We start from the raw sequence: 23170 nt of genomic DNA, 5'->3' as shown, positions 1-23170 counted from the left end.
GAGCGATAGGCTCAAGGGTGCATTACATCATGCCGCCCATGCCACCCATTCCGCCCATGCCACCCATGTCAGGAGCAGCTTCTTTCTCTTCAGGGTCGTCAGCGATCATGCACTCAGTGGTGATCATCAGACCAGCGACAGAACCAGCGGACTGCAGTGCAGTACGGGTTACTTTAGCCGGGTCCAGAACACCCATTTCGAACAGGTCGCCGTACTCACCTGTTTGTGCGTTATAGCCGAAGTTACCTTCACCATCTTTCACGCGGTTGATAACAACAGCGGCTTCTTCACCGGCGTTGGTAACAATCTGACGCAGCGGAGACTGCATAGCGCGCAGCGCCATGTTGATACCGTGGTTCTGGTCTTCGTTGTCGCCAGTCAGGCCTTGTACTTTAGCCATGACGCGAACCAGTGCAGTACCGCCACCAGGTACTACGCCTTCTTCTACTGCAGCGCGGGTTGAGTGCAGTGCATCTTCAACACGAGCTTTCTTCTCTTTCATTTCTACTTCGGTAGCCGCACCGACGCGAATAACAGCAACACCGCCTGCCAGCTTGGCGACGCGCTCTTGCAGCTTCTCTTTGTCGTAGTCAGAAGAGGTTTCTTCAATCTGCGCACGGATCTGGTTAACGCGTGCTTCGATGTCATTTTCAACACCAGCGCCATCAATGATGGTGGTGTTTTCTTTAGACATCGTCATGCGCTTAGCGGTACCCAGGTGATCCAGGTTCGCTTGCTCCAGCGTCAGGCCTACTTCCTCAGAAATCACGGTGCCGTTAGTCAGGATAGCGATATCCTGCAGCATCGCTTTGCGACGGTCGCCGAAGCCGGGTGCTTTAGCGGCAGCAACTTTAACGATGCCGCGCATATTGTTCACAACCAGCGTTGCTAACGCTTCGCCTTCGATATCTTCGGCGATAATCGCGAGCGGTTTGCCTTGCTTAGCTACCGCTTCCAGCACCGGCAATAATTCGCGGATGTTGGAGATTTTTTTGTCTACGAGCAGGATGTAAGGATCTTCCAGCTCGACAGCCATGGTGTCTTGGTTAGTCACGAAGTAGGGCGAGAGGTAGCCGCGATCAAACTGCATACCTTCAACAACTTCCAGCTCGTCTTCGAAGCCACGGCCTTCATCAACGGTGATGACGCCTTCTTTGCCGACTTTTTCCATCGCTTCAGCGATGATCTCGCCAATGCGCTTGTCGCCGTTAGCAGAGATTGTGCCTACCTGAGCAATCGACTTGGTATCGGTGCAAGGAACCGACATTGCCTGAATCTCTTTAACGGCCGCGCTAACTGCTTGGTCGATACCGCGCTTAAGATCCATCGGGTTCATGCCAGCAGTAACGCCTTTCAAGCCTTCTGCGACAATTGCCTGGGCCAGAACAGTTGCTGTAGTAGTACCGTCACCTGCAGCGTCAGACGTTTTGGAAGCAACTTCCTTAACCATCTGAGCGCCCATGTTTTCGAACTTGTCTTTCAGTTCGATCTCTTTGGCAACTGATACACCATCTTTAGTAACGGTCGGTGCGCCGAAAGATTTGTCCAGCACCACGTTGCGGCCTTTCGGGCCGAGGGTAACTTTTACTGCGTTGGCCAGAACGTCAACGCCACGTGCCATGCGTTTGCGGGCATCATCGGAGAACTTAACTTGCTTAGCTGCCATGTTCGTTATTTCCTAAACATTGAAATTTAAAAGGAAAAGTAAGTAGTCGAGGCGAGGTTTAGCCTTCGACGACTGCCAAGATATCGGCTTCGCTCATGATCAGAACTTCTTCGCCGTTGATTTTCTGTTTCTCAACGCCGAAACCGTCTTTGAAAATCACCGAGTCGCCAACTTTAACGTCCAGCGGGCGTACGTCACCGCTGTCGAGAATGCGACCATTACCAACCGCCAGGACTTCACCGCGAGTGGGTTTTTCCTGGGCGTTGCCCGGAAGCACGATGCCGCCAGCGGTTTTCTGCTCTTCTTCCACGCGACGAACAACGACGCGATCGTGCAAAGGACGGATATTCATGCTCACGTTCTCCTGAGTATCGTCAAAGCCCATAAGGGCAGTTAGCTAAATGAGATTTTCGTGGGCCTCTTGCCCGCGAAAAGTGAAGGTAAACCACCTTCATGTTAATGGCGAAAGCTAGTGCATCCGCCGAACTTGTGTGCTGACTCAAAAAATGGGGGCTGCTCGTAGCCTTTCAAGGGGCAAGTGATAAAAAAATGTGGTTTTTTGACATTCTTCTTCGGTGAGCCCTCAGCGCCGCCTTGCTGTTTCATCGCGGCTAATGAATTCGCCTTCAATTGGCCCCTCTTGACTGCCGGAACGGGATGTATGGGGCTGTTCGTAGCTTGTCTGCTGCTGTTGGTCAGCAGTGCTTTTTAAGCCTAGCCAAGTGAGGGCTTTAAAAATTAACTGGCGAGCGTTCGGTAGCAGGCAGGCGATGCCTAACGCATCAGAAAGAAAGCCTGGGGCCAAAAGTAGGGCACCACCGAAAATTAGTGCGGCTCCAGTAAACAGCTCTTGAGAAGGAATTTCGCCCACTTGCATGCGCTGTCGCGCACGCGCCAGAGTGGAAACACCCTCTTTGCGAATTAGGTGTAGACCGATGAAGCCAGTGCCCAGTACTAGAAGCAGAGTGGTTAATAAACCAATTTGGCTACCGATAGAAAACAGTAGTACAAAATCAACTAACGTAAACAGCGATATAAAAAGAAGAATGGGCATGACAGACTCCATAACAAACGTAATTGGTCAATATGGTGGCAGAATTCGTGAAAACAAGCAGCCAACGTTCGGTTAGCATGCTTACGTGTGTGTTCTAATGCTCGATATTTCGTTCAATAGTCTTTATGCTGCGATGCACAACGGTGACCTTTTAAGAGGCGATATAGGTAGCGCTTAGTAAGCAATTTTAAGTGCCGGTCTTTATAAGTATTGGTCTAAGGAGAATCAGATGAACCTGACAAATAAAGTGATCGCGATTACCGGGGGAGCCCGCGGTCTAGGCTTTGCTATGGCGAAGCGGCTAGGTAGTCAAGGTGCCCGGCTGGCGCTTTTGGATATGAGTGCAGAAACACTGGATGAGGCGGTATCGGTGTTAGCGTCTCAAGATATTCAGGCGCACGCCTTTGTGACAAATGTGGCCGATGAGCAGTCAGTGGAGCAGGCATTTGCTGACATTGCAGTTCGCATGGGGCCGATAAGTGGTTGTATTAACAATGCGGGAATCACTGATGACGATTTGCTGATCAAAGCAAAAGAAGGTGTAGTTGAAAAACGCATGTCGCTATCCGCTTGGCAAAAAGTGCTTGATGTTAATTTAACCGGCGTTTTCCTGTGCGGCCGTGAAGCGGCAACGCAGATGGTAGAAGCTGGTCACCAGGGCGTTATTGTTAATATTTCAAGTATTTCTCGAGCCGGAAATATGGGGCAAAGCAATTACGCTGCTGCTAAAGCTGGTGTTCATGCGTTAACAGTTACCTGGGGTAAAGAGCTTGCCCGCTATGGCATTCGTACTGGAACTGTGGCGCCAGGATTTGTTGAGACTGAAATGACAGCTTCCATGCGACCCGATATGTTAGAAAGAATCGCTTCGAATGTGCCTCTTAAGCGGTTGGGTAATCCAGATGACATCGCGAGAAGCGTTGCCTTCATTTTTGAAAATGACTACTTCACGGCGCGAATTATCGAGTGTGACGGTGGTTTGCGGCTTTAAATCACTAAAAATCAGCGGTTGCCAATAGAGCTGGTGCGACTAGTATCGCTGCTAACGGTGGCAACTAACTAATAGGCCATTGGCAGAACTGTCAATGGCCTATCGTGTGTTTGTGGTGGGGCGCTAATGACTAGAAGCGGAAGTGATCGCGCTGTAGCTCTCGCTGGAAGTACATTTCTACCCGTAATGTCATCGCCCAGCGTGGGTCGTAGCTGACCTCTCGCTGAAAATGCAGCTCTGGAATGACATCTGCAAACAGTATTCCTTTATGGATGTCTCTGCGGTAGCGGGTTTGCAGATAATAGTTTGTCATTCGCGGACTAGACAGGCTTTCACCAATGGCGATAGCTGAGTAACGAAGTGCGCTACGGCTGTTTAAGCGCTGGTTTAGCTGCACTACCTCGCTGTACTCAAGCGTGTCCTCTTCCTCACGCCATTGCACGTTGGTAATAAATCGCAGGTGGCGATTGGTAGATAATGGTCGGCCAAGATCCCACTCGGTGCGTGCTGAATAACCTGAGTTGTTAAACCAGGATAGTCGATTAAATGATTCTAACTGCCAGGGGCTATCCTTTAAGTCCCATAGGCGCTCACTGGTAAAGCGGACATAGGGGTCAAGGGGGAGTCGCAGGCGAACGCCAGCGCCAAAGCGGTTGCTCCAGTGCTCACGTTTGTCTCTACTTTCTAACCAGTCAAGGCCGAATGTTGATGTTCTGCGATCGCGCTGGTCGTTATAGAGCCGTCCAGAGCCTTGTTCAGCTAGCGTGCCTTGTGATTCTTCTGGATCGCTTTCAATGATTAGGCGAAGTCGGTCTTCTGTCGTGGGAAGATCGATACGATAGCGCACACTAATATCACCGTTAGTGCCTTCGCCTTCCATCCAGTCAATTTCCTGGCCAAGGCGGAGATAAGACCTGTTGTCGACGGAAGCGGATTGATCACCGCCAAAAAAAGCGTCAATGTTTCTCGACGTGTTGTCTACCCAGTTGCCAATGCTTGCGCGAAATGGCTCAACGCGTGTTTCAGCCCATTCGGGTAGGTCGCTGTCGCTATCTTCCTCGGTAGCATAGGTTTCAGCAGAATAGGCGTTTGGCGATAGTGCACAAAATACGCCAAAGAAAAAGACAGCGAGCACTGGTTTCATCGAAGGCTCCCTAGAAAAATGTTGTCTGAATGCGACATATTATTTTGCTTTGTACATTTCAATATCTTTAGCCCATTGCAGTACGCGTTGTCTTTCCCGGCGGCTGGTCATACGTTTCGTATCGACCTGTAGCGGGGTTAGTTGGTAAAGAGGGTCGGCTGACAAGTTTAATTCAAAGTGCCGTGTTGCGCCGACAGGCATATCTTCAGAGCTATAAATAGCGATGACGCGTATTTCGAGCTGAGGAGTATGCTGTCTTAAAGAGTGCTCATCAATACCATAATGGTGGATAAGCTGCTGCAAGATAGAACCAAACGATTGTATGTGAAGATAGTCGCCCGACGCCAGGGGACCTTGGTGCGTCCGATAGCCTGCGTTTTCATCATCACCGCTTTGCTGCTGATATTCCACAACATCAAGCTCATAGCTGTGCTCATTAGTGTGTAAAACGGCCACTAAATGCTGAATATAAATGGCTTCACTGCTCATGTTGCTTATTAAGCACAGCGCGTCTTTGCCAATACCCTTGCCTCTATTAACGATAATCCTAGGACGTCTCTGGCGGACATAGCCGTTGTAAAGCAGCTGGGCATAAAATACCCAGACAAGAAGGGTGCAGATGCTGGCAATCGCAGAGATTGCCTGGGCGTTATCTTTAAGCCATTCCATGGGTTGAGATCCTTCTCAAATCAAAGTGGCATTGATAACTGCTAACGTAGCTCAAAAAGAGGTTGGGGTCAGCTAGTTGAGTAATGTTAGAGTCGGAAAACAAAAAAATTCGGTTAGCATAAAGCTACCGAATTTTTCGAAGGTGAAGACCTTTAAATTGGTGCGGATGGGGAGACTCGAACTCCCACACCTTACGGCACTAGAACCTAAATCTAGCGTGTCTACCAATTCCACCACATCCGCTGAAGACGAGACGTATATTAACAGCATTCGTATTAATGTCAACGGTGTGTCACTAAAATTGTTAATTAAATCAGTCTGAGGAAAGTATGCTCCTGACGCGGTTAGTACATTGTGCAAGCGCTTGGGCCAAAAAGGGGTTGCCAGGTTATTGTGCGTTTTGCCTATCTCCCCAGCAAACCAGTAGTGGTTGGTGCCAGGAGTGCTTTGCACAGTTGCCCTGGAATGCTCATGGCTGCTGGCAGTGTAAAGAGCCCTTGGCGGTTGGGGGCGAGGCATCCGCTCAACCCGTCTGTGGGCACTGTAGAGAGAGACCTCCTGCGTTTACTGCCGCGACGGCGGAGCTTTTATTTGAAGAGCCTATAAGAGCGTTAGTTCATGACTTTAAATTCAATGCGTCACCCCGTGCGGGCATGCTGCTGGTAGAGCTGATGATGAGTAAACCACCTAGTAGCTTGGGGGAGGGGCTATTGCCGGTGCCGATGCATAGCACCCGAGCGCGGAAGCGTGGTTTTAATCAGTCTCACTGGTTGGCTGGTCAATTAGGCAAGCGGGTCAAATTGCCCGTAGTAACGGCTGAATGTAGTCACCAGTTGCCGTCTCAGCGGACGTTAAGCAGAAAAGAGCGAGCAAAAAATTTGATAGGTGCTTTTCACATTAATGGCCCTCTGCCATCACATCTCACTATCATTGACGACGTTGTCACTACTGGCGCAACCTGCCAAGCACTTGCTGAAGAGGCGCTTCGTGCGGGTGCTAAACGTGTCGATATTTGGGCGGTTGCTCGAACACCTCTGGTGCATAATTGATAGAATGCAGGCTTAATTGCACAGGAGCGGTATATGCCACACCCGTTTAGTACGCTTTCTCCGGACACTGTGATGTCTGCTGCGGAGTCTGTTGGGATTTGGCCGGCTGGTGAGCCGTTTGCACTTAATAGCTATGAAAATCGAGTGCTGATGTTTCGTGACGATGACGGTGAGCGCTGGGTTGTGAAATTCTATCGTCCTGGTCGTTGGTCGGATGAGACTATTCAGGAAGAGCATGATTTTCTTCAAGAGTTGGCTGCTGCAAATGTGCCCGTTGTTGCACCCTGGTGTGACCCGCATGGCCAATCACTCCATACTTACCAGCAATTTCGCTTCACGCTTTATCCGCAGTGCAGTGGTCAAGCGCCTGAGCTAGACAATCCGTCGCATCTTTTTGCATTGGGTAATGCATTAGGGCGGCTACATGCAGTGTCATCACGAAAGGCATTTCAGTATCGTCCAAGTGTAGCGTGGCAGCTCGGTATTGATGATGCGGTGGCGCGTGTTATCGACAGTAAAAGACTAAGCAAGCATCAGCAGCGCGCTTATCATAACGTTGTTCAGAAAATACTAGCTCAATTAGAAAAGCACCCCATTGCCAGCGATCAAATGATTCGAACGCATGGTGATTGTCATTTGGGCAATGTGCTAGGAAGAGATGACTCATTTACCTTGGTGGATTTTGACGATTGTCTTATGGCGCCCGCTATCCAAGATATATGGATGCTGTTACCTGTTGATGATCTATCCGGTTGGCGAGCGCAGCTAAGTGAAATTGTTGAAGGCTATGAAGAGGAGCAAGCATTTCCGCAACACCAGCTGTCGCTGATCGAGCCATTGCGGGCTTATCGCCTTATCCGATACACCGCATGGCTTGTTTCTCGTTGGGATGACCCGGCCTTTCCTCGTGCCTTTCCATGGCTGGCGGAGAGCGGATATTGGGATCAGCATATCCGCCAGCTTGAACAGCAGCTGTTACAGCTTGAAAAGCCTATTTGGCTAGCATAACAATTGCAGCGGTAGTTAATTAAGCCTCGCCCCCATTGACGATGAGTAACGTGGTTCTATTCAGGTTGATTGACGGAGCGTGGGTTTTCAGCGCTTGCATCGGGATCAGGCCGATCTGAAGGGATGGGGTTGGCTACGCCTTCTCCATCAGCCTCCCGTCGAGCAGCATTAATTTCCGCTGAAGGGTTGTCTTGAGCGTTGATGTCGATATCTTCATCCAGCGTTACCACGAATGCTTGGCCTGGCGATAGGGTACAAGACGGCTCATCACAGGCAAGGCCGTACTGTCCATCTGCCGCATAGGCACCTGCACTAAATGAACCTGTAAAAATAGCGCTTTCAGCATCGTGTGTTTCAATGCAGGTTGCGTCTTGCGTTGTAATACGAATACGCCCATTAGTGAGCTGTGCATTGGCAACTAAAACGCAGTATTCGGGTAGCTGGTGTGAGGCACCGCCAGCTTGAGTGGGATGAAGTAAGATAGCTTCATAACGCGATTGGCTGTCGCTAAAAGCAAACTCTTCGATCACCTCGACACCGACACTAGCACCTTTAGGTAGTGTTAATGTCTGTTCAGCGGCTAACAAGGGGGTTGCCAATGCAGTTCCCAATAGAGCAGTTAAGAAAAATGGTGCGGATTTGAATGACATAAGGAAATCTCAGATGAGCGCTACGAATTAAGCTGGCTAGTTCGATCCATGATAGCACAGCTTAAATAGTCTCAAAGGGGGGTGCGCGGCACTCTGCCACAGCACGGTTAGGTGCGTTAAAATAACCGGGTGTGGTGTTTCTTATTGTGCAAAAGTTGTTTCGCGTATATTTTTTGTACATGATTGGCGCACGGCTCTCAGCTATTGATAGATAGCAATATTTCGCCGTTGAGTAAACGCTCTAGTAGAGCAGACGTTTTTCAATGGCTAGCACGTACAGTTTTGATGAGGCTTCAAATGACCGACGACATTGCTCAACACTACCGCCACATTATCACCGCAATCGGTGAAAACCCTGACCGTGAAGGGCTGCGCGATACACCCAAAAGAGCCGCAAAAGCAATGCAGTTCTTAACTGCTGGCTATCAGCAATCACTTGAGGAGATTGTTAATGGCGCGGTATTTGAGTCGCAAACAGATGAAATGGTCCTTGTAAAAGACATTGAGCTGTACTCCATGTGTGAGCACCACTTGCTACCCTTTATTGGCAAATGTCATATCGCTTATCTGCCTAGCGGAAAAGTACTCGGGCTTTCAAAGTTTGCCCGCATTGTTGATATGTACGCTAGGCGTATGCAAATCCAAGAAAACTTGACGCGTGAAATTGCCGAGGCAGTGCAGCAAGTTACCCAATCAAGAGGTGTCGCTGTGGTGATTGAGGCACGCCATCTTTGCATGATGATGCGCGGTGTGGAAAAGCAAAATTCAAGTATGACATCTTCTGTGATGCTGGGGAGTTTTCGCAGCAATCAAGCCACGCGGCAGGAATTCTTAACGTTAATCAGTTGAAATACTGGCTAAGAATCTTTGGCAGATTTCATTGTAAAGATTTGGTTAAACACGTGGTTTCGTCTTAGCATGAACAGGTCAATGAGCCCGTGAGGCCAATATTTGGTCAGGAGTCTGTCATGGAAGCGCTGAAAGAAACACAGCTGTATTGCCCGTTTGCCTATATCGATGGTAGCTGGGTAGCCGCCGACAGCGGTGAGCAAATTAATGTCTTAAACCCTGCAACCGGTGAGTCCGTAGGCGACATGCCTCGACTAGGTAAAGCTGAGACAGAGCGCGCTATCGATGCAGCGGATGCCGCGTTACCCGCTTGGCGTGCGCTGACAGCTCAAGAACGAGCTGATCTGTTGCTGAAGTGGCATGATCTTATGCTGGAGCATAAACATGATCTCGCCTTGCTCATGACCTACGAGCAAGGCAAACCAGTAAAAGAGGCAGAGGGCGAAATTGCCTACGCCGCTAGCTTTTTACGTTGGTTTGCTGAAGAAGCGCGCCGTGTTTATGGCGAGACTATTCCCGCCGCTAAAGCAAACCAGCGTATTGTAGTGACAAAACAGCCTGTCGGTGTTGTGGGGGCTATTACGCCTTGGAATTTTCCGGCTGCTATGATCACGCGTAAAGCCGGTGCCGCGTTGGCAGCGGGGTGTACGATTGTCGTTAAGCCTGCAAGCCAAACGCCATTTTCTGCAACGGCTCTCGCCCTGTTGGCAGAGAGAGCAGGCATTCCTCGTGGCGTGTTCAATGTGGTGCCTGGCAGCGCTGCGGATATTGCCAGTGCGCTTACTCAATCACCCAAAGTGCGCAAAATCACCTTTACGGGTTCCACAGAAGTTGGCCGCAAGCTTATGGCTCAGGCGGCTGAGCATGTGCAAAAAATATCCCTTGAGCTGGGGGGGAATGCGCCCTTTATCGTGTTTGAAGATGCAGACCTTGATGCCGCTGTAGAAGGTGCCATGGCTGCGAAGTTTCGTAATGCTGGTCAAACATGCGTGTGCACTAACCGGTTTTTGGTGCAGTCTAGCGTTATTAACGCCTTCTGTGAGAAGTTGGCGGTTGCTATGAATAGTGAGCTGTACGTGGGTAATGGTACCGAGCCCAATATTAACATTGGCCCTTTGATCGACGGTGACGCGGTCAAAAAGGTCAGTGAGCATGTGCAGGATGCAGTCGATAATGGGGCAGAGCTGCTGCTAGGTGGTCATCCGCATCCGCTAGGTGGCAACTTCTTTACTCCAACGCTGATTAGCTTTGCAACAGATAAGATGAAGGTGGCTCACGAAGAAACCTTTGGCCCTCTGGCGGCGGTTTTTCCCTTCGATGAAGAGGAAACTGCTATCGAGATGGCTAATGATACTGAGTATGGTTTAGCCTCCTATTTCTACTCCCAGGATCTGGGGCGCGTTTGGCGCGTCGCTGATGCGCTTGACTATGGCATGGTGGGCATTAACACCGGCCTTATTTCTAATGCGGCCGCGCCTTTTGGTGGCGTTAAAGCATCCGGTCTTGGGCGTGAAGGTGGGCACCAAGGTTTGGAAGAGTACCTTGAGACAAAATATCTGTGTATTGATCTAGGTTAAGCACAGGCGCAAGCTCTATAAATAAACAGTGCTATAAATAAACAGCGCTATCAGCAAGCAGGCCCCCATCGGCAATCCGTTGGGGGCCTGCTTTTATGGCAGGATGAGGCGATTAATGACGGAAGTGGCGCATGCCGGTAAATACCATGGCAATGCCCGCTTCGTTAGCGGCATCAATGACTTCCTGGTCACGCATGGAACCGCCGGGCTGAATAACGGCGGTAATGCCTGCGGCTGCGGCAGCATCAATGCCATCGCGGAACGGGAAGAATGCATCTGACGCCATTACCGAGCCTGGCACTGAAAGACCTTCATCTGCCGCTTTAATGCCCGCAATTTTCGCTGAGTAAACGCGGCTCATTTGGCCGGCGCCAACACCGACTGTTTGACCCTCTTTGGCGTAAACAATCGCATTCGATTTAACGAATTTAGCGACTCGCCAAGCAAAACCCAGGTCACGCAGTTCTTGTTCTGTTGGAACGCGCTCGCTAACCACCGTCAGTTCTTCGCGGGTGACCATACCCTGGTCGCGCTCTTGTACCAACAGTCCGCCGTTAACACGTTTAAAGTCAAAAGCGGGCTGTGTTTCGCCAGGCCAGTGGGCGCTGACATCAAGCAGGCGTACATTCTGCTTCTCTGCCACGATAGCCGCTGCCTCATTACTCACGCCGGGGGCGATAATCACTTCAACAAACTGGCGATCAATAATTGCCCGAGCGGTTTCAGCATCTAGCGCTACGTTAAACGCAATAATGCCACCAAAAGCACTGGTCGGATCGGTAGCGAAGGCTTTGTCATATGCTTCAAGTGCAGTGGCGCCAATAGCTACACCGCAAGGGTTGGCATGTTTGACAATCACACAAGCAGTTTCATCAAACGCTTTAACGCATTCAAATGCTGCATCTGTGTCAGCTACATTGTTAAAGGAGAGTGGCTTACCTTGTAGGCTTTTTGCAGTGGCGACGCTTGGCTCGCTGGCTTGAGGGTCTATATAAAAAGCAGCTTGCTGATGTGGGTTTTCGCCGTATCGCATGTCCTGCTTTTTGTCTAATTGCAGGTTGAAAGTGCGAGCAAACGTTGCGTTTTCGCTAGTCACTTTACGGCCTAGGTAATTGGCAATGGCGCCATCATAACCGGCGGTGTGCTCAAATGCTTTCACGGCCAGGTCAAAGCGGGTGGCGGCGCTCACTTGACCGTCTTGCGCAGCCAGCTCTCCCAGTACCCGAGCATAGTCATCAGCATTTACCACGATGGTGGTAAAGGCGTGATTTTTGGCGCATGCACGCACCATGGTCGGTCCGCCGATATCGATATTTTCGATGGCGTCTTCCAGTGTGCAGTCTGGGTTGGCGACAGTGGCGGCAAATGGGTAAAGATTAACAACCACCATGTCGATGGGGGCAATGTCGTTTTCTGCCATCACTGCATCATCCTGACCGCGGCGTGCCAGAATTCCACCATGGATCTTGGGGTGCAGTGTTTTTACACGGCCATCCATGATTTCAGGAAAACCCGTGTGCTCAGAGACTTCTTTAACAGGAACTGAGTTTTCCTGAAGCAGTCGGAAGGTCCCGCCAGTCGACAGAAGTTCTACGCCGTGCTGGCTTAAGCCGCGGGCGAATTCAACAATGCCGGTTTTATCGGATACGCTCAAAAGGGCGCGACGGACGGGGGTAGCAGTACTATCAGCCATTAGAGTGCTCGTGTGCAGAGTCAAGGAGTTAACATCGAAAATTACAAACAACAACGCCCCTTATGGGGCGTCACCTTCAATCAATCCATAGAGCTTAAGTTTTTTGCGCAATGTGCCACGGTTTAAGCCCAATACATCCGCGGCGCGGGTTTGGTTGCCTTCAGTATGTTCCATTACGCAGCTAAGTAGTGGCGCTTCTACTTCGGCCATCACCATCGCGTAGAGATCAGTTGCCTGGCTGCCATCGAGATGCTCGAAGTAACGACGTATCGCCGTTTCAACCGCTTCTCTAAGTGGTTGAGGCGGTGCGCTCGCGGCAGGGTCTGCCAGAGTGCCTGTAAGACGGTGAGAGAGCTCGTTCGAAAGCAGGTCGCGTTCAGTCATGCAGCATGGCTTCCTTTAGCTAGCAGACGCTCTGCAGCGTCTTGCGTCATGGCATCATTAATCCAATCAAGTTGCGATGCTGGGGTGGCAAGCGCATTAAATTGCTGCTTCAGCAGATAATACTGTTTGTCGTTGAAGCGCGGGTCTTCATTCAAGTACCAACCAAGGTGTTTGCGTGCTATACGAACACCCATTGTATCGCCGTAAAACGTGTGCAGAGCTTGTAAGTGTTCATTGAGAACGTCGCGGCGCTCATCAAGAGTCGCGGGTGTTAGCAGCTCACCATGGGCAAGGTAGTGGGTAATCTGCTCGAATATCCATGGGTTACCTTGCGCTCCGCGGCCAATCATTACTGCATCTGCACCTGTATATGACAAGACCTCTTTGGCCTTTTGAGGGCTGGTAATATCCCCATTGGCGATTACCGGTATCGTCAGGTGCGACTTAATTTCAGCGATAGTGTCGTACTCAGCCCATCCAGTATAGCGCTGCTCTCGATGACGTCCATGTACTGCTAAGGCTTGGATGCCTGCGGATTCCGCGAGTTTAGCAATGCGTAGGCCATTGTTAGCTTCAGCTGACCAGCCTGTGCGGATTTTTAAGGTAACTGGAATATCAACAGCCTTAACAACGGCGTCCAGAATCTCGGCTACAAGCGCTTCATCACGCATTAGGGCAGAGCCAGCCGCCTTATTACAGACCTTTTTAGCCGGGCATCCCATGTTGATATCAATCACCTGGGCGCCTAGTTCGGCGTTAAGGCGCGCAGCATTGGCCAGCATTTCAGCATCTCCCCCGGCAATTTGTACAACCCGTGGGTCAGGCTCGCCTTGGTGATCCATACGTAGCTTGGACTTTCGGGTATGCCAAAGAGAGGGGTCAGCTGTCACCATTTCGCCGACCACCCATCCCGCACCTAAACGCCTACAAAGTTGGCGAAACGGGCGGTCGGTAACGCCAGCCATCGGCGCCAAGATAACTTGGTTGGGTAACTGGTAAGGCCCTATCATTGGTGGCTGAAAGTTTTGTGTGGTCATTGTGCTGCGCTGTTGATACAGATAATAATCGCCGAGTAGGCGTTTCAAGGGGGCGTATGATACGCCTACTCGGCGATGGGGTGAAGGCCGTTGGCTAGATTAAACAGCGCGGTGGCCTGATAGGCGAACCCACCCTTCGCGAATTGTGGGCTCTTCCATTGTCAAGCCCTGGGCTTCGTAGGCTTGCAAGACCTCATCCGCTTGGTTAGCTAAAATGCCAGACAGTGCTATTTGTCCGCCGGGCGCGACATGACCTGCAATCATTGGGGCTAACTCAACTAATGGTCCCGCTAGAATATTAGCCGTGACGACGGGGTAGTGGCCGTCGTTCAGTTGTTCTGGATAGTAAAGCGACAATTGTGCGTCGCTAATCTGATTGCGCGCCGCATTGTCTCGGCTTGCCTGAAGTGCCTGTGGATCTATATCAGTGGCGTCCGCATGGATAGCACCGAGCTTTAGTGCGGCAATGGCAAGAATGCCGGAGCCGCAGCCCACATCCAGAACGGTTTTATCTTCCAGTTCGCCACTAACTGCCAGGCTATCCAACCACTCCAGGCAAAGCGCTGTCGTGGGGTGGGTGCCAGTGCCAAATGCAAGGCCTGGGTCAAGAATGAGATTGACAGCATTGGCTTCTGGTGGCTCATGCCAGCTCGGCACAATCCATAGCCGTTGGCCCATTCGCAACGGCGTAAAGTCATCCATCCACTCTCTTTCCCAGTCTCTGTCGGCTAATAGTTCATACTCAATCGTTGGGCAGGGTTCGCCGGGGACTTGCTCAGACCAAGCGGCCTGAATACGCTCAAGCATGGCTTCAACGCCACCTAAGTCGTCATATAGGCCGGTCAGAATTGTATCTTGCCAAAGCGGGGTAGTACCTCGCTCAGGTTCGAAGACGGGATCATCATGGGCGTCTTGTAGGCCAATGGCCGTTGCGCCTTCCTCTAGCAGTAGATCTTCGAGTAGTTCGGCTTGTTCTGGAGCAACATGGGCTTTGAGTTGGAGCCAGGGCATCAGTAATCTCCACTGCGTACGTGCATTCACGCAAAGGTAAAACAATAACGGGGTGGCTATGGCCACCCCGTTGAGCATTATCAGCTATCTATATCGCTTTTGCAGATATTAGCTACTGAGTTTCTTTTCAAGATAGTGAATATTGACGCCGCCTTGGCGGAAATAACTATCTCTCACCAAATCTTTTTGCAGGTCAATATTGGTCTTGATCCCCTCAACCAGTAGCTCATCTAGGGCGTTGCGCATACGCGTTAGGGCAATCTCGCGATCAGCTCCCCAGGTGATTAGCTTGCCAATCAGTGAATCATAATGAGGCGGTACGGTGTAGCCAGTGTACAGATGAGAGTCCATACGCACGCCAAGGCCACCGGGGGCATGGAACAGAGTGACTTTGCCCGGGGAGGGCATAAACGTACGTGAGTCTTCCGCATTAATCCTGCACTCAAAGGCATGGCCATTGATCTTTACGTCTTCTTGGCGAATCGAAAGTGGCAGGCCGGAGGCAATGCGCAACTGTTCCTTAACGATATCTACGCCTGTGACCATCTCGGTGACAGGGTGCTCTACCTGTACACGGGTATTCATTTCAATAAAGAAGAAATCACCATCTTCGTATAGGAACTCGAAGGTGCCCGCGCCACGATAGTTAATTTCGAGACACGCTTGGCGACATGCTTCGAGCACCTTTGCACGCGCTTCCGGGTTGATGCCAGGAGCAGGCGCTTCTTCCAGAACCTTTTGGTGACGACGCTGTAAAGAGCAGTCGCGATCATAAAGGTGGATAGCATTGCCTTGCCCGTCAGCTAGCACCTGAACTTCAACATGGCGGGGTTTCTCAAGGAATTTTTCCATGTAAACCGTGCCATCGCCAAATGCCGAGTGCGCCTCAGTGCGGGTGACAGTAATGGCTGAAAGCAGATGGCCTTCGGTGTGTACCACCCGCATACCGCGGCCACCACCGCCGGCAGCCGCTTTGATAATTACCGGATAGCCAATGCGGCGTGCTGTGGCTAGGTTGGTAGCATCATCATCACCTAACGGGCCGTCTGAGCCAGGCACGGTAGGAACACCTGCAGCCTTCATTGCTTCAATGGCGCTAACTTTATCACCCATTAGGCGGATAGTTTCCGCGCGCGGGCCAATAAAGGTAAAGCCAGAGCGCTCAACCTGCTCAGCAAAGTTGGCGTTTTCCGAGAGAAAGCCATAGCCAGGATGAATGGCGCTTGAGTCCGTCACTTCAGCAGCGCTTATTAATGCAGGAATATTCAAGTACGACTGCGCTGAGGAAGCGGGGCCGATGCATACCGCTTCGTCGGCCAAGCGAACATGCATCAATTCACGGTCGGCTTTGGAGTGAACCGCAACGGTTTTAATGCCTAGCTCTTTACAGGCCCGGAGAATACGAAGGGCAATCTCGCCGCGGTTTGCGATAAGTACCTTGTCCAGCATGGGAGAATCCACCCGTGTTGTTGTGAAAGATTAAGCGATGACGATCATAGGTTGATCGAATTCCACCGGCTCACCGTCTTCCACAAGGATGGCCTCGACGACGCCGTCGCGATCGGCTTCAATTTGATTCATCATTTTCATTGCTTCAACGATACATACCGTATCGCCTTGCTTAACCGTATCGCCAACTTCCACGAACGATTTTGCGCCCGGTGCTGGGCTACGGTAGAACGTACCTACCATGGGTGAATTAACCGCTTCACCTTGGTAGCTTGCGCTTGGGGACTCTGCCTCGGCAGCCGGGGCGCTGGATTGAGCGGGTGCCTGCTGCATAGGAGCCATTTGAGCATACTGTGGCATTGGCTGAGGCTGCCATGTTGCACCATTAGGATGGCGGCTGATGCGGACTGACTCTTCGCCTTCCTGAATTTCAATTTCGCTAATGTTTGATTCTTCGAGGAGTTCAATCAGTTTTTTAACTTTACGAATATCCATACCTGTTGCCCCAAAAGTGATGAAGGTTAATCGTAATGCAGTTGGCTGTGGTACAGCCAGCTGCATTACGTGTCGTTACAGCGCAGTAAACCTTGTCTGAAAATGAACAGAACGCTGCACGATGTTGAACGTTACCCGGCGCTAAGTCCTAAAAAATGAGGATTTTAGCAGATATGGCTGCGAAGTTTGCCGAAAAAGTACCGGCATGTCTAGTGAAGGTCGACATAAGCTCGTTGTTGGTGATTTAAACAACTGTTTGACGACGTTCGCGACACAAGGTGGCTTTAGGCTCCGGCTCAGCCTTGTTGCCAGCGGCGTAACGCTTCCAGGTGCTGCACTAACTGGGGCGCAGTTATTTCGCCTTGAATGCGTGCATCTCGCACTTCTTCTCCCTGGCTAAAAAAAAGTAGGCTTGGTGGGCCGAATAAGTTAAACCGGTTAAGCAGCTCTCGGCTTTGAGCATCTGTATCGGTGACATCGACCTCGATCAGGCGGAAATCGTTCAATGCTGTGACCACATTGGGGTCTGGAAAAACATCGCGTTCCATTAGTTTGCAGGAGATGCACCAGTCAGCAGTGAAATTAACAAAGGCAGGCTGTTGAGCGCTTGCGGCTTCCGAGAGTGCTGTTTCAAGTGCGCTCAGCTCATCAACTTGCTGAAAAGCCAGTTTGGCTTGCGGTGTGCCGCTGTCCGATGAGGAGCTGGATACCGTTAAAGGGCGCAATGGGTTACTGCCGCCTTGGGCAGCGCCAATGACAAGGGCAATGCCCCATGCCAGTAACATCAATCCTAACGTTTGTCGTGCTTTAGGCCAGCCTTGTGGCTGATTCATGTTTAAGGCGCCCAACATGAGTGCGCTACCTATCGCCAGCGCTGCCCAGAGCAAAAGCGCTATCGAAGGCGGTACTAATCGCTCAACCATCCAAATGGCAACGCCCAGTAACAGCAACCCAAAAGCAATTTTAACGCCGTTCATCCAAGCGCCTGAGCGGGGTAGCAGCGTTGCTCCAAAGGTGCCCACTAATAGCAGTGGCACACCCATGCCTAGACCTAGTGCAAATAAAACAGCCCCACCCATGGCTGCGTTTCCGGTTGAGGAAATAAACACCAACGCACCGGCAAGTGGGGCCGTTACACAGGGGGAAACCACTAATACTGATAGAGCGCCTGCTAGGGCTAAGCCCGCAGGACCGCTTTGCTGTGCGCGTGCTTGCCAGCCGTCAATTTTGGCGGCCAGTCGCGGCGAAACTCTTAAGTCAAACGCTCCGAACATAGCTAAAGCAAATAGCGTAAATAGAACAGCAAAAGTAGCTAGCACCGGCGCTGATTGTAGGTGGGCTTGAAGATTTAATCCCGCGCCGAACAGTCCCATTAATACGCCGACTAACGCATAGGTGGATGCCATGCCCAAAACATAGCTGGCTGAGAGTACAAATGCTCGGGGCCGAGTTGGTTTTTGTCCTACGATAATGGAAGACAAAATAGGTATCATCGGTAGTACACAGGGCGTGAAAGTAAGCCCCAGTCCGGCGATAAAAAATAACCCTAAGGCAAGAGGGAGGCTGGCGCTGCCGAGCAAGGCATTAAAGCGGCTATCTTCGCTTTGTGGGGCTGAGAATTCAGCGCTGCTATTTGTGTTCGCAGTTTGGCTAATTTGCTGGGTATTGCTGTCATCTGCGCCTGCCTGTGCTTGATCTGCAGCGTCCCAGTCAGCAAAGGCCGAGGGGGGGGATGACTCTGAAGCGTCAAGCGACAGGGTTTCCGGCGGATAGCAGAGACCTGCGTCGGCACAGCCTTGGAACGTTAGTTCAATATTGATCGGGCCGCTATAGGCAGGGGTAAATGGGGTTTCAAAGACTAATCGGTCGCGAAAAACATACACATCGCCCATGAATTCATCAGTTGTGAATGTTCCTTGCGGAAGTAGCGGCTCATCAAGGGATACAGCGTCCGTTTTGCTGCTAACGCTAAATTGGTGGCGGTATAAATAGTAGTCGTCGGCAATATCGACACCAATATAAATGGCGTTGCCATCATGCCAAGCGGTAGGCTGAAAGGCCTCTAGAACAGGTAAAAAGTCGCTTTGATTGCTGGAAGAGGAAAACCACTGAGCGTGGGCTAGCAGGGGAAGCCAGCAAAGTAACAGTAACAAGCTTAAACGCTTAAAAGACAACACGAAGTATCCTTACGCAGATGTATCAGGGAAATTTTGAAATAGCATATCCTACCTTGTGAAGTCAGCGTAGATGCTGCGGTGACGTGACGCGCTTCTTCATGCTGCGTTAATGTTAAACCTCAGAACTCGGAATTAAGCGGCAGAAAAAACAAAAGGCTGCCACGTGGGCAGCCTTTAAGAGGAAGCGAGGTCTGGCGTTATTGCTCAACCCGATAGGTTAAGCTTTTTGGTACGCCGCAACTGATTTTTCGATCGCTTTGCGTGCCGCTTCAACACCTTCCCAAGACTCTACTTTCACCCACTTACCTTTTTCGAGATCTTTATAGTTCTCGAAAAAGTGAGCGATTTGCTGACGCAGTAGTTCAGGAAGATCTGTCACTTCTTGAATATCGTCATACAACGTGCTCAGTTTGGGATGCGGGACGCACACCAATTTTGCATCTTCGCCGGCTTCGTCGGTCATATTCAAAATGCCAACAGGGCGAGCGCGAATGATGCTGCCCGGAGCTACGGGGTGGGGGGTAACGACTAAGGCGTCCAGCGGGTCGCCATCGTCTGCCAGGGTGTGGGGAATAAAGCCGTAGTTAGCCGGATAAAACATGGGGGTTGCCATGAAGCGGTCAACCAGAAGGGCACCCATATCTTTGTCGATTTCATACTTAATCGGCGCATGATTAGCAGGAATTTCGATCGCCACGTAAATATCGTTGGGCAGATCCTTTCCAGCGGGGATGTTATCGAAGTTCATCGTTTATTCCTTGGCTTGGCTTATCTTAGCTTGGCTTATGTCGTGCGAAGGCTAAGCAGTTGATGCATTGCATTAATGGCGGAGAATTATACGAAGTTGGCTAGTGGATTACCAATGCGACATAGGTGTGTGCCGCTAACAATGACAACGAATCCAAAAATAAGCATCGTTTTTCGCCACCACGACGTTTGGCGGGCATCGCTTCTCATGATCAGCGTGTATCATAACCACTGTGTGGTTCCCATGAAGAGCCTAAAGCCCAGGAGGATGAGTTGGCGCACGCCCAGTTACTAATTAGTTATGGCCAAGCCTTTGTAGCCCCTGATAGACGTCTGCACCGTAGCTCTATGTCGGTGCGGTTGCCTGATGCGCAGCTGTTGAAAGTAAAAGGGGGTTGCGCAGTTATTAGTGACTCGATTTCTCGTAACACCTTAGCTAAACAGGCAGGTGATTTAAGTGTTCGTGGTTTTTTGGCTGACTATTACTCTACGCCTGATCATTGGGACACGAAAACGTCGGCAACCCGGGTACTGCGCGCTCTCAATGGTTGGTGCTACAGCCAAAGCAAGCATGTTAAAGAAGGAAGTTTCGTATCTTCGCTATCCGCGATGGTCTTTCGCGAGCGTGAAGCGCACCTATTTCATATGGGGGATACGTTAGTTTTTCGCTTGCGAGGCGCTGAGTTCGAGCAGTTAACCCGCGACCATGTAACCGATATTGGCGGCTACCGTTATCCCTCGCGTGCTTTGGGAATGGATGGCAGCGTCGATATCGACTATACCCATCTAGCGCTTAAACAGGGCGACTTTTTTGTTTTCACTACTCAGGGGGTCCGTGGCACCTTAATGCCATCTGATTATGTTCGTCTGATCCGCCAAAATGCCAGTGATCTAGACGCCGCCTGTGAGTGCCTAGCAAGCGAGGCAAAGCAGCGTGCCCAAGATAGGGGATATGGCGGCGATCAATTTTGCTTCCAGATACTACGTATTGATGAACTGCCGGAAGAGTCAGAAGATCACCCCGGGCTTATTTATGGTGACTTGCCTATTCCCCCCGAGCTGACGCCAGGAGAACGGTTTGACGGGCTTGAAGTGCTGTCGGTGCTATCACGTAATGCGCAATCTAGAGTTTATCGCGTCCGCGATGTGCATTCAGAGCGTGAAATGGTGATGAAGGCACCCAGCCCAGAACTCTCACTGCGTAACGCGTATCTGGAACATTTTTTACTGCAGCAATGGGTGGTCGAGCGTGTAAATTCGCCCTTTGTCGTTAAAGTAATGCAGTCGTCACGGCCACGCCGCTACCTTTATTACTTAATGCAGCACGTTGAAGGTGAAACGCTCCGCCAGTGGGCAGAAAGGCACCCGCAAGCGAGTTTGGTGCAGCGCCTGGATATCGCCAATCAACTGGGTAAGGCGGTTCAAGCGTTGCATCATCGCGATATCATTCATCAGCAAATTACCCCGGATAATGTGCTGATCGACCCCCATGGCAAGCTTGTATTGGCAGATTTCAGCGCCTGCCACATGCGCGAGGTGGATGGCCATCGCCACTCGGGCGAGCTACTCCGCCAAATTGGTTTTAACGAACACACGGCCCCTGAGTACGCACTAGGTGATAGCGTAGGTCGACGTAGCGATCAGTACTCATTAGCATCAACGGTCTATTGGTTGCTGACAGGGGCATTGCCTTATACGTTGACGCCTAATCGACTGCGCAGCCACACCGATCTCGAAGAGCTCAGCTACCGTAGTGCTCGAACAACTAACCCAGAAATATCGACGGAGCTTGATGATGCGTTGCGCCGTGCGCTAGATCCTCAGCGCGCACTCCGTTTTAGGCGGCTCTCCGAATTTCTGCATGCATTAAGAGTCCCGTTGGGGCGCGTGCCAAGCCGTGAGGAGCCTCGCCAAGAGTCACGGCGTTTTTGGCAGGGGGTGGCGGGTATTCTGCTGCTCTTATTGGTGCTTTCCTGGTTGTTGCGCTAGAAGCGTAACGTTGTTCAATTAATAAATACTAACCACAAAAAAACGGGGCGATGAATGATTTCATCGCCCCGTTTTTATGACACGCTAACTATTTACAGCGTGAATTTAGGCAGTTTTTGCGCGACTTTTGCCAGCTTCAGCTTAGCCACTTTAGGTAGGCCGTTTTCAAACGGAGGGAAATCCTCGCCCTGGATGAGCGGAGAGAGATACTCTCGGCAAGCGGGGGTAATCGCAAAACCGTTTTCGCTAATAAAATCCCGTGGCATGAATTTTTCTTGGTTAGCCACTTGTGACAGCGGCGCCGAGATGACATCCCACTGATAGGGAGCCTGGGAAATACGGCGAATGGCAGGCATCATGGCATTTTTACCTGCAAGTGCTAATGTTACCGCCTCGCGGCCCACTGCATAGGCTTGTTCAACGTCGGTTTTAGAGGCCAAGTGACGCGCCGCGCGCTGTAAATAATCAGCAACTGCCCAGTGGTACTTATAGCCCAGGTCTTGCTTCACCATTCCTGCCAGGGTTGGTGCTACGCCACCTAATTGGCGGTGACCAAAGGCATCGGTATTACCTGCATCGGCAAGGAAAGTACCATCTTCATAGCGTGCGCCTTCAGAGACAACGATGACGCAATAGCCGTACTTCTGAACGCACTCTTCAACGCGCGCCATGACCGCTTTACGGTCAAACGATACTTCAGGAAAGATAATCAGGTGAGGCGGTTCGCCTTCGCCTTCTCCCGCTAAGCCGCCTGCTGCTGCAATCCAGCCAGCATGACGTCCCATCACTTCAAGGACGAATACCTTAGTGGATGTGGCGCACATAGACGCAATATCCAGCGAGGCTTCACGGGTAGAGGTGGCAATATATTTGGCAACGCTACCAAAGCCGGGGCTGTTATCAGTAATAGGCAGATCGTTATCAACGGTTTTCGGCACATGAATCGCGGTTAGCGGATAGCCGAGCTTTTCAGACAGTTGGGACACTTTAAGGCAGGTGTCTGCGCTATCACCGCCGCCATTGTAGAAGAAGTAGCGAATATCGTGGGCTTTGAAAACTTCGATCAAGCGTTCATATTGAGCACGGTGGGTGTCAATATCTTTCAGCTTGTAGCGGCAGGAACCAAAGGCACCGCCAGGTGTATGGCGCAAGGCAGCAATCGATTCATCGCTCTCTTGAGTCACATCGATGAGGTCTTCCGTTAAGGCACCGATAATGCCGTTATGACCGGCATATACCTTGCCAATCTGATCGGGCGCTTGCCTGCAAGCTTCGATAACGCCACAGGCGCTGGCATTGATGACGGCGGTAACGCCACCGGACTGGGCGTAAAAGGCATTATGCTGAGCCATGGAAACGTCTCATCTCCTGAAAACGGGTAGTTAAAACAGTCTGTAAGCAAAGAGGAAATAATGCCCCTTTGCTTGTTTTCATAATCGTGCATTAAGCAGCGCGCACTAACGGCACGCATACCACTAATGACACGCTTACGTAGAAATATCGTGCAAACACGTGGCATGCAGCCGCGAAG

21 protein-coding genes and 1 tRNA gene are annotated in these 23170 nt (G+C 50.9%); 6 read left to right on the top strand and 16 right to left on the bottom strand.

Annotated features, from left to right (window positions below; translation table 11 throughout):
* Nucleotides 1-22: 22 nt before the first annotated feature.
* The 3 genes from groL to HVE01_RS08715 form a co-directional block, all read right to left on the bottom strand.
* Nucleotides 23-1666, bottom strand: a complete 1644-nt coding sequence (gene groL, locus HVE01_RS08725) for a chaperonin GroEL (protein WP_125748418.1) — start codon at nt 1664-1666, stop codon at nt 23-25.
* Between the two features lie 58 nt (nt 1667-1724).
* On the bottom strand, nt 1725-2018 hold the full coding sequence (locus tag HVE01_RS08720) for a co-chaperone GroES (protein ID WP_125748415.1): 294 nt from the start codon (nt 2016-2018) through the stop codon (nt 1725-1727).
* Nucleotides 2019-2249: 231 nt separating this feature from the next.
* A complete protein-coding gene (locus HVE01_RS08715) occupies nt 2250-2720 on the bottom strand; it encodes an FxsA family protein (RefSeq protein ID WP_125748412.1) in 471 nt (156 codons plus the stop codon).
* Between the two features lie 229 nt (nt 2721-2949).
* On the opposite strand from HVE01_RS08715, the gene HVE01_RS08710 reads away from it, so the two are divergent.
* On the top strand, nt 2950-3711 hold the full coding sequence (locus tag HVE01_RS08710; RefSeq protein ID WP_146943588.1) for an SDR family oxidoreductase: 762 nt from the start codon (nt 2950-2952) through the stop codon (nt 3709-3711).
* A gap of 130 nt (nt 3712-3841) precedes the next feature.
* Here the strand turns inward: HVE01_RS08710 and HVE01_RS08705 are convergent, their stop codons facing one another.
* The 3 genes from HVE01_RS08705 to HVE01_RS08695 all read right to left on the bottom strand — a co-directional run bounded on the left by HVE01_RS08705 (nt 3842) and on the right by HVE01_RS08695 (nt 5767).
* The gene (locus tag HVE01_RS08705) at nt 3842-4855 is read right to left on the bottom strand and encodes a hypothetical protein (protein ID WP_146943586.1); all 1014 of its coding nucleotides are present in this window, start codon (nt 4853-4855) and stop codon (nt 3842-3844) included.
* 39 nt (nt 4856-4894) lie between these two features.
* Nucleotides 4895-5524, bottom strand: a complete 630-nt coding sequence (locus HVE01_RS08700) for a hypothetical protein (protein ID WP_146943584.1) — start codon at nt 5522-5524, stop codon at nt 4895-4897.
* 158 nt (nt 5525-5682) lie between these two features.
* A tRNA-Leu gene (locus tag HVE01_RS08695) sits at nt 5683-5767 on the bottom strand.
* Between the two features lie 431 nt (nt 5768-6198).
* Between HVE01_RS08695 and HVE01_RS20025 the strand changes: the two genes are divergently transcribed.
* Together HVE01_RS20025 and HVE01_RS08685 are read left to right on the top strand one after the other, a co-directional pair.
* Nucleotides 6199-6573, top strand: coding sequence for a ComF family protein (locus HVE01_RS20025; protein ID WP_240645180.1), 375 nt, complete (start codon nt 6199-6201; stop codon nt 6571-6573).
* Between the two features lie 33 nt (nt 6574-6606).
* Nucleotides 6607-7581, top strand: a complete 975-nt coding sequence (locus HVE01_RS08685; RefSeq protein ID WP_146943580.1) for a serine/threonine protein kinase — start codon at nt 6607-6609, stop codon at nt 7579-7581.
* 56 nt (nt 7582-7637) lie between these two features.
* Here the strand turns inward: HVE01_RS08685 and HVE01_RS08680 are convergent, their stop codons facing one another.
* On the bottom strand, nt 7638-8231 hold the full coding sequence (locus tag HVE01_RS08680) for a hypothetical protein (protein WP_125748248.1): 594 nt from the start codon (nt 8229-8231) through the stop codon (nt 7638-7640).
* Nucleotides 8232-8528: 297 nt separating this feature from the next.
* Here HVE01_RS08680 and folE point away from each other — a divergent pair, with 297 nt between their 5' ends.
* Together folE and HVE01_RS08670 are read left to right on the top strand one after the other, a co-directional pair.
* Nucleotides 8529-9080: a GTP cyclohydrolase I FolE gene (gene folE, locus HVE01_RS08675; protein ID WP_125748245.1), complete on the top strand. Its 552-nt coding sequence runs from the start codon at nt 8529-8531 to the stop codon at nt 9078-9080.
* Nucleotides 9081-9199: 119 nt separating this feature from the next.
* Nucleotides 9200-10657, top strand: coding sequence for an NAD-dependent succinate-semialdehyde dehydrogenase (locus HVE01_RS08670; RefSeq protein WP_146943578.1), 1458 nt, complete (start codon nt 9200-9202; stop codon nt 10655-10657).
* Between the two features lie 112 nt (nt 10658-10769).
* On the opposite strand, the gene purH is transcribed toward HVE01_RS08670, so the two are convergent.
* From purH to ppa, 8 genes are all read right to left on the bottom strand, one after another.
* Complete coding sequence (gene purH, locus HVE01_RS08665) at nt 10770-12350, bottom strand: bifunctional phosphoribosylaminoimidazolecarboxamide formyltransferase/IMP cyclohydrolase (RefSeq protein WP_146943576.1); 1581 nt, start codon at nt 12348-12350, stop codon at nt 10770-10772.
* A gap of 60 nt (nt 12351-12410) precedes the next feature.
* On the bottom strand, nt 12411-12734 hold the full coding sequence (gene fis, locus HVE01_RS08660; protein ID WP_125748236.1) for a DNA-binding transcriptional regulator Fis: 324 nt from the start codon (nt 12732-12734) through the stop codon (nt 12411-12413).
* Nucleotides 12731-13771 carry a tRNA dihydrouridine synthase DusB gene (dusB, locus tag HVE01_RS08655; protein WP_146943574.1) on the bottom strand — a complete coding sequence of 347 codons (1041 nt, stop codon included), beginning with the start codon at nt 13769-13771 and terminating at the stop codon, nt 12731-12733. The genes fis and dusB overlap by 4 nt, the downstream gene beginning before the upstream one ends.
* Nucleotides 13772-13870: 99 nt before the next feature.
* On the bottom strand, nt 13871-14782 hold the full coding sequence (gene prmA / locus HVE01_RS08650) for a 50S ribosomal protein L11 methyltransferase (protein WP_125748230.1): 912 nt from the start codon (nt 14780-14782) through the stop codon (nt 13871-13873).
* A 108-nt stretch (nt 14783-14890) separates the two neighbouring features.
* Nucleotides 14891-16231, bottom strand: a complete 1341-nt coding sequence (gene accC, locus HVE01_RS08645) for an acetyl-CoA carboxylase biotin carboxylase subunit (RefSeq protein WP_125748228.1) — start codon at nt 16229-16231, stop codon at nt 14891-14893.
* A gap of 30 nt (nt 16232-16261) precedes the next feature.
* A complete protein-coding gene (gene accB / locus HVE01_RS08640) occupies nt 16262-16726 on the bottom strand; it encodes an acetyl-CoA carboxylase biotin carboxyl carrier protein (protein ID WP_125748225.1) in 465 nt (154 codons plus the stop codon).
* A 296-nt stretch (nt 16727-17022) separates the two neighbouring features.
* Entirely contained in the window at nt 17023-18903 is a 1881-nt protein-coding gene (gene dsbD, locus HVE01_RS08635) for a protein-disulfide reductase DsbD (RefSeq protein ID WP_146943572.1), read from the bottom strand.
* A gap of 217 nt (nt 18904-19120) precedes the next feature.
* Nucleotides 19121-19651 carry an inorganic diphosphatase gene (gene ppa / locus HVE01_RS08630; RefSeq protein ID WP_125748222.1) on the bottom strand — a complete coding sequence of 177 codons (531 nt, stop codon included), beginning with the start codon at nt 19649-19651 and terminating at the stop codon, nt 19121-19123.
* Nucleotides 19652-19923: 272 nt separating this feature from the next.
* Between ppa and HVE01_RS08625 the strand changes: the two genes are divergently transcribed.
* Entirely contained in the window at nt 19924-21639 is a 1716-nt protein-coding gene (locus HVE01_RS08625) for a bifunctional protein-serine/threonine kinase/phosphatase (protein ID WP_125748219.1), read from the top strand.
* Nucleotides 21640-21731: 92 nt separating this feature from the next.
* Here the strand turns inward: HVE01_RS08625 and HVE01_RS08620 are convergent, their stop codons facing one another.
* Nucleotides 21732-22991 (bottom strand): 6-phosphofructokinase, encoded by a 1260-nt coding sequence (locus tag HVE01_RS08620; RefSeq protein WP_125748216.1) that lies wholly within the window; start codon nt 22989-22991, stop codon nt 21732-21734.
* Nucleotides 22992-23170 lie beyond the last annotated feature (179 nt).

The organism is Vreelandella venusta, from assembly GCF_007989605.1.
Taxonomy (GTDB): Bacteria; Pseudomonadota; Gammaproteobacteria; order Pseudomonadales; family Halomonadaceae; genus Vreelandella; species Vreelandella venusta.
The sequence above is the reverse complement of the archived record's forward strand: the minus strand, read 5'-3'. Positions and strand labels throughout refer to the sequence as shown.

Bases quoted from the DNA above. Each gene is read 5' to 3' on its own strand.
- accC (WP_125748228.1), bottom strand. From the start codon at position 16,231: ATGCTGGACAAGGTACTTATCGCAAACCGCGGCGAGATTGCCCTTCGT.
- purH (WP_146943576.1), bottom strand. From the start codon at position 12,350: ATGGCTGATAGTACTGCTACCCCCGTCCGTCGCGCCCTTTTGAGCGTA.
- HVE01_RS08680 (WP_125748248.1), bottom strand. From the start codon at position 8,231: ATGTCATTCAAATCCGCACCATTTTTCTTAACTGCTCTATTGGGAACT.
- HVE01_RS08715 (WP_125748412.1), bottom strand. From the start codon at position 2,720: ATGCCCATTCTTCTTTTTATATCGCTGTTTACGTTAGTTGATTTTGTA.
- dusB (WP_146943574.1), bottom strand. From the start codon at position 13,771: ATGACCACACAAAACTTTCAGCCACCAATGATAGGGCCTTACCAGTTA.
- HVE01_RS08670 (WP_146943578.1), top strand. From the start codon at position 9,200: ATGGAAGCGCTGAAAGAAACACAGCTGTATTGCCCGTTTGCCTATATC.
- HVE01_RS08700 (WP_146943584.1), bottom strand. From the start codon at position 5,524: ATGGAATGGCTTAAAGATAACGCCCAGGCAATCTCTGCGATTGCCAGC.
- groL (WP_125748418.1), bottom strand. From the start codon at position 1,666: ATGGCAGCTAAGCAAGTTAAGTTCTCCGATGATGCCCGCAAACGCATG.
- HVE01_RS20025 (WP_240645180.1), top strand. From the start codon at position 6,199: ATGAGTAAACCACCTAGTAGCTTGGGGGAGGGGCTATTGCCGGTGCCG.
- prmA (WP_125748230.1), bottom strand. From the start codon at position 14,782: ATGCCCTGGCTCCAACTCAAAGCCCATGTTGCTCCAGAACAAGCCGAA.
- folE (WP_125748245.1), top strand. From the start codon at position 8,529: ATGACCGACGACATTGCTCAACACTACCGCCACATTATCACCGCAATC.
- ppa (WP_125748222.1), bottom strand. From the start codon at position 19,651: ATGAACTTCGATAACATCCCCGCTGGAAAGGATCTGCCCAACGATATT.
- fis (WP_125748236.1), bottom strand. From the start codon at position 12,734: ATGACTGAACGCGACCTGCTTTCGAACGAGCTCTCTCACCGTCTTACA.
- HVE01_RS08720 (WP_125748415.1), bottom strand. From the start codon at position 2,018: ATGAATATCCGTCCTTTGCACGATCGCGTCGTTGTTCGTCGCGTGGAA.
- HVE01_RS08620 (WP_125748216.1), bottom strand. From the start codon at position 22,991: ATGGCTCAGCATAATGCCTTTTACGCCCAGTCCGGTGGCGTTACCGCC.
- HVE01_RS08705 (WP_146943586.1), bottom strand. From the start codon at position 4,855: ATGAAACCAGTGCTCGCTGTCTTTTTCTTTGGCGTATTTTGTGCACTA.
- HVE01_RS08710 (WP_146943588.1), top strand. From the start codon at position 2,950: ATGAACCTGACAAATAAAGTGATCGCGATTACCGGGGGAGCCCGCGGT.
- accB (WP_125748225.1), bottom strand. From the start codon at position 16,726: ATGGATATTCGTAAAGTTAAAAAACTGATTGAACTCCTCGAAGAATCA.
- HVE01_RS08685 (WP_146943580.1), top strand. From the start codon at position 6,607: ATGCCACACCCGTTTAGTACGCTTTCTCCGGACACTGTGATGTCTGCT.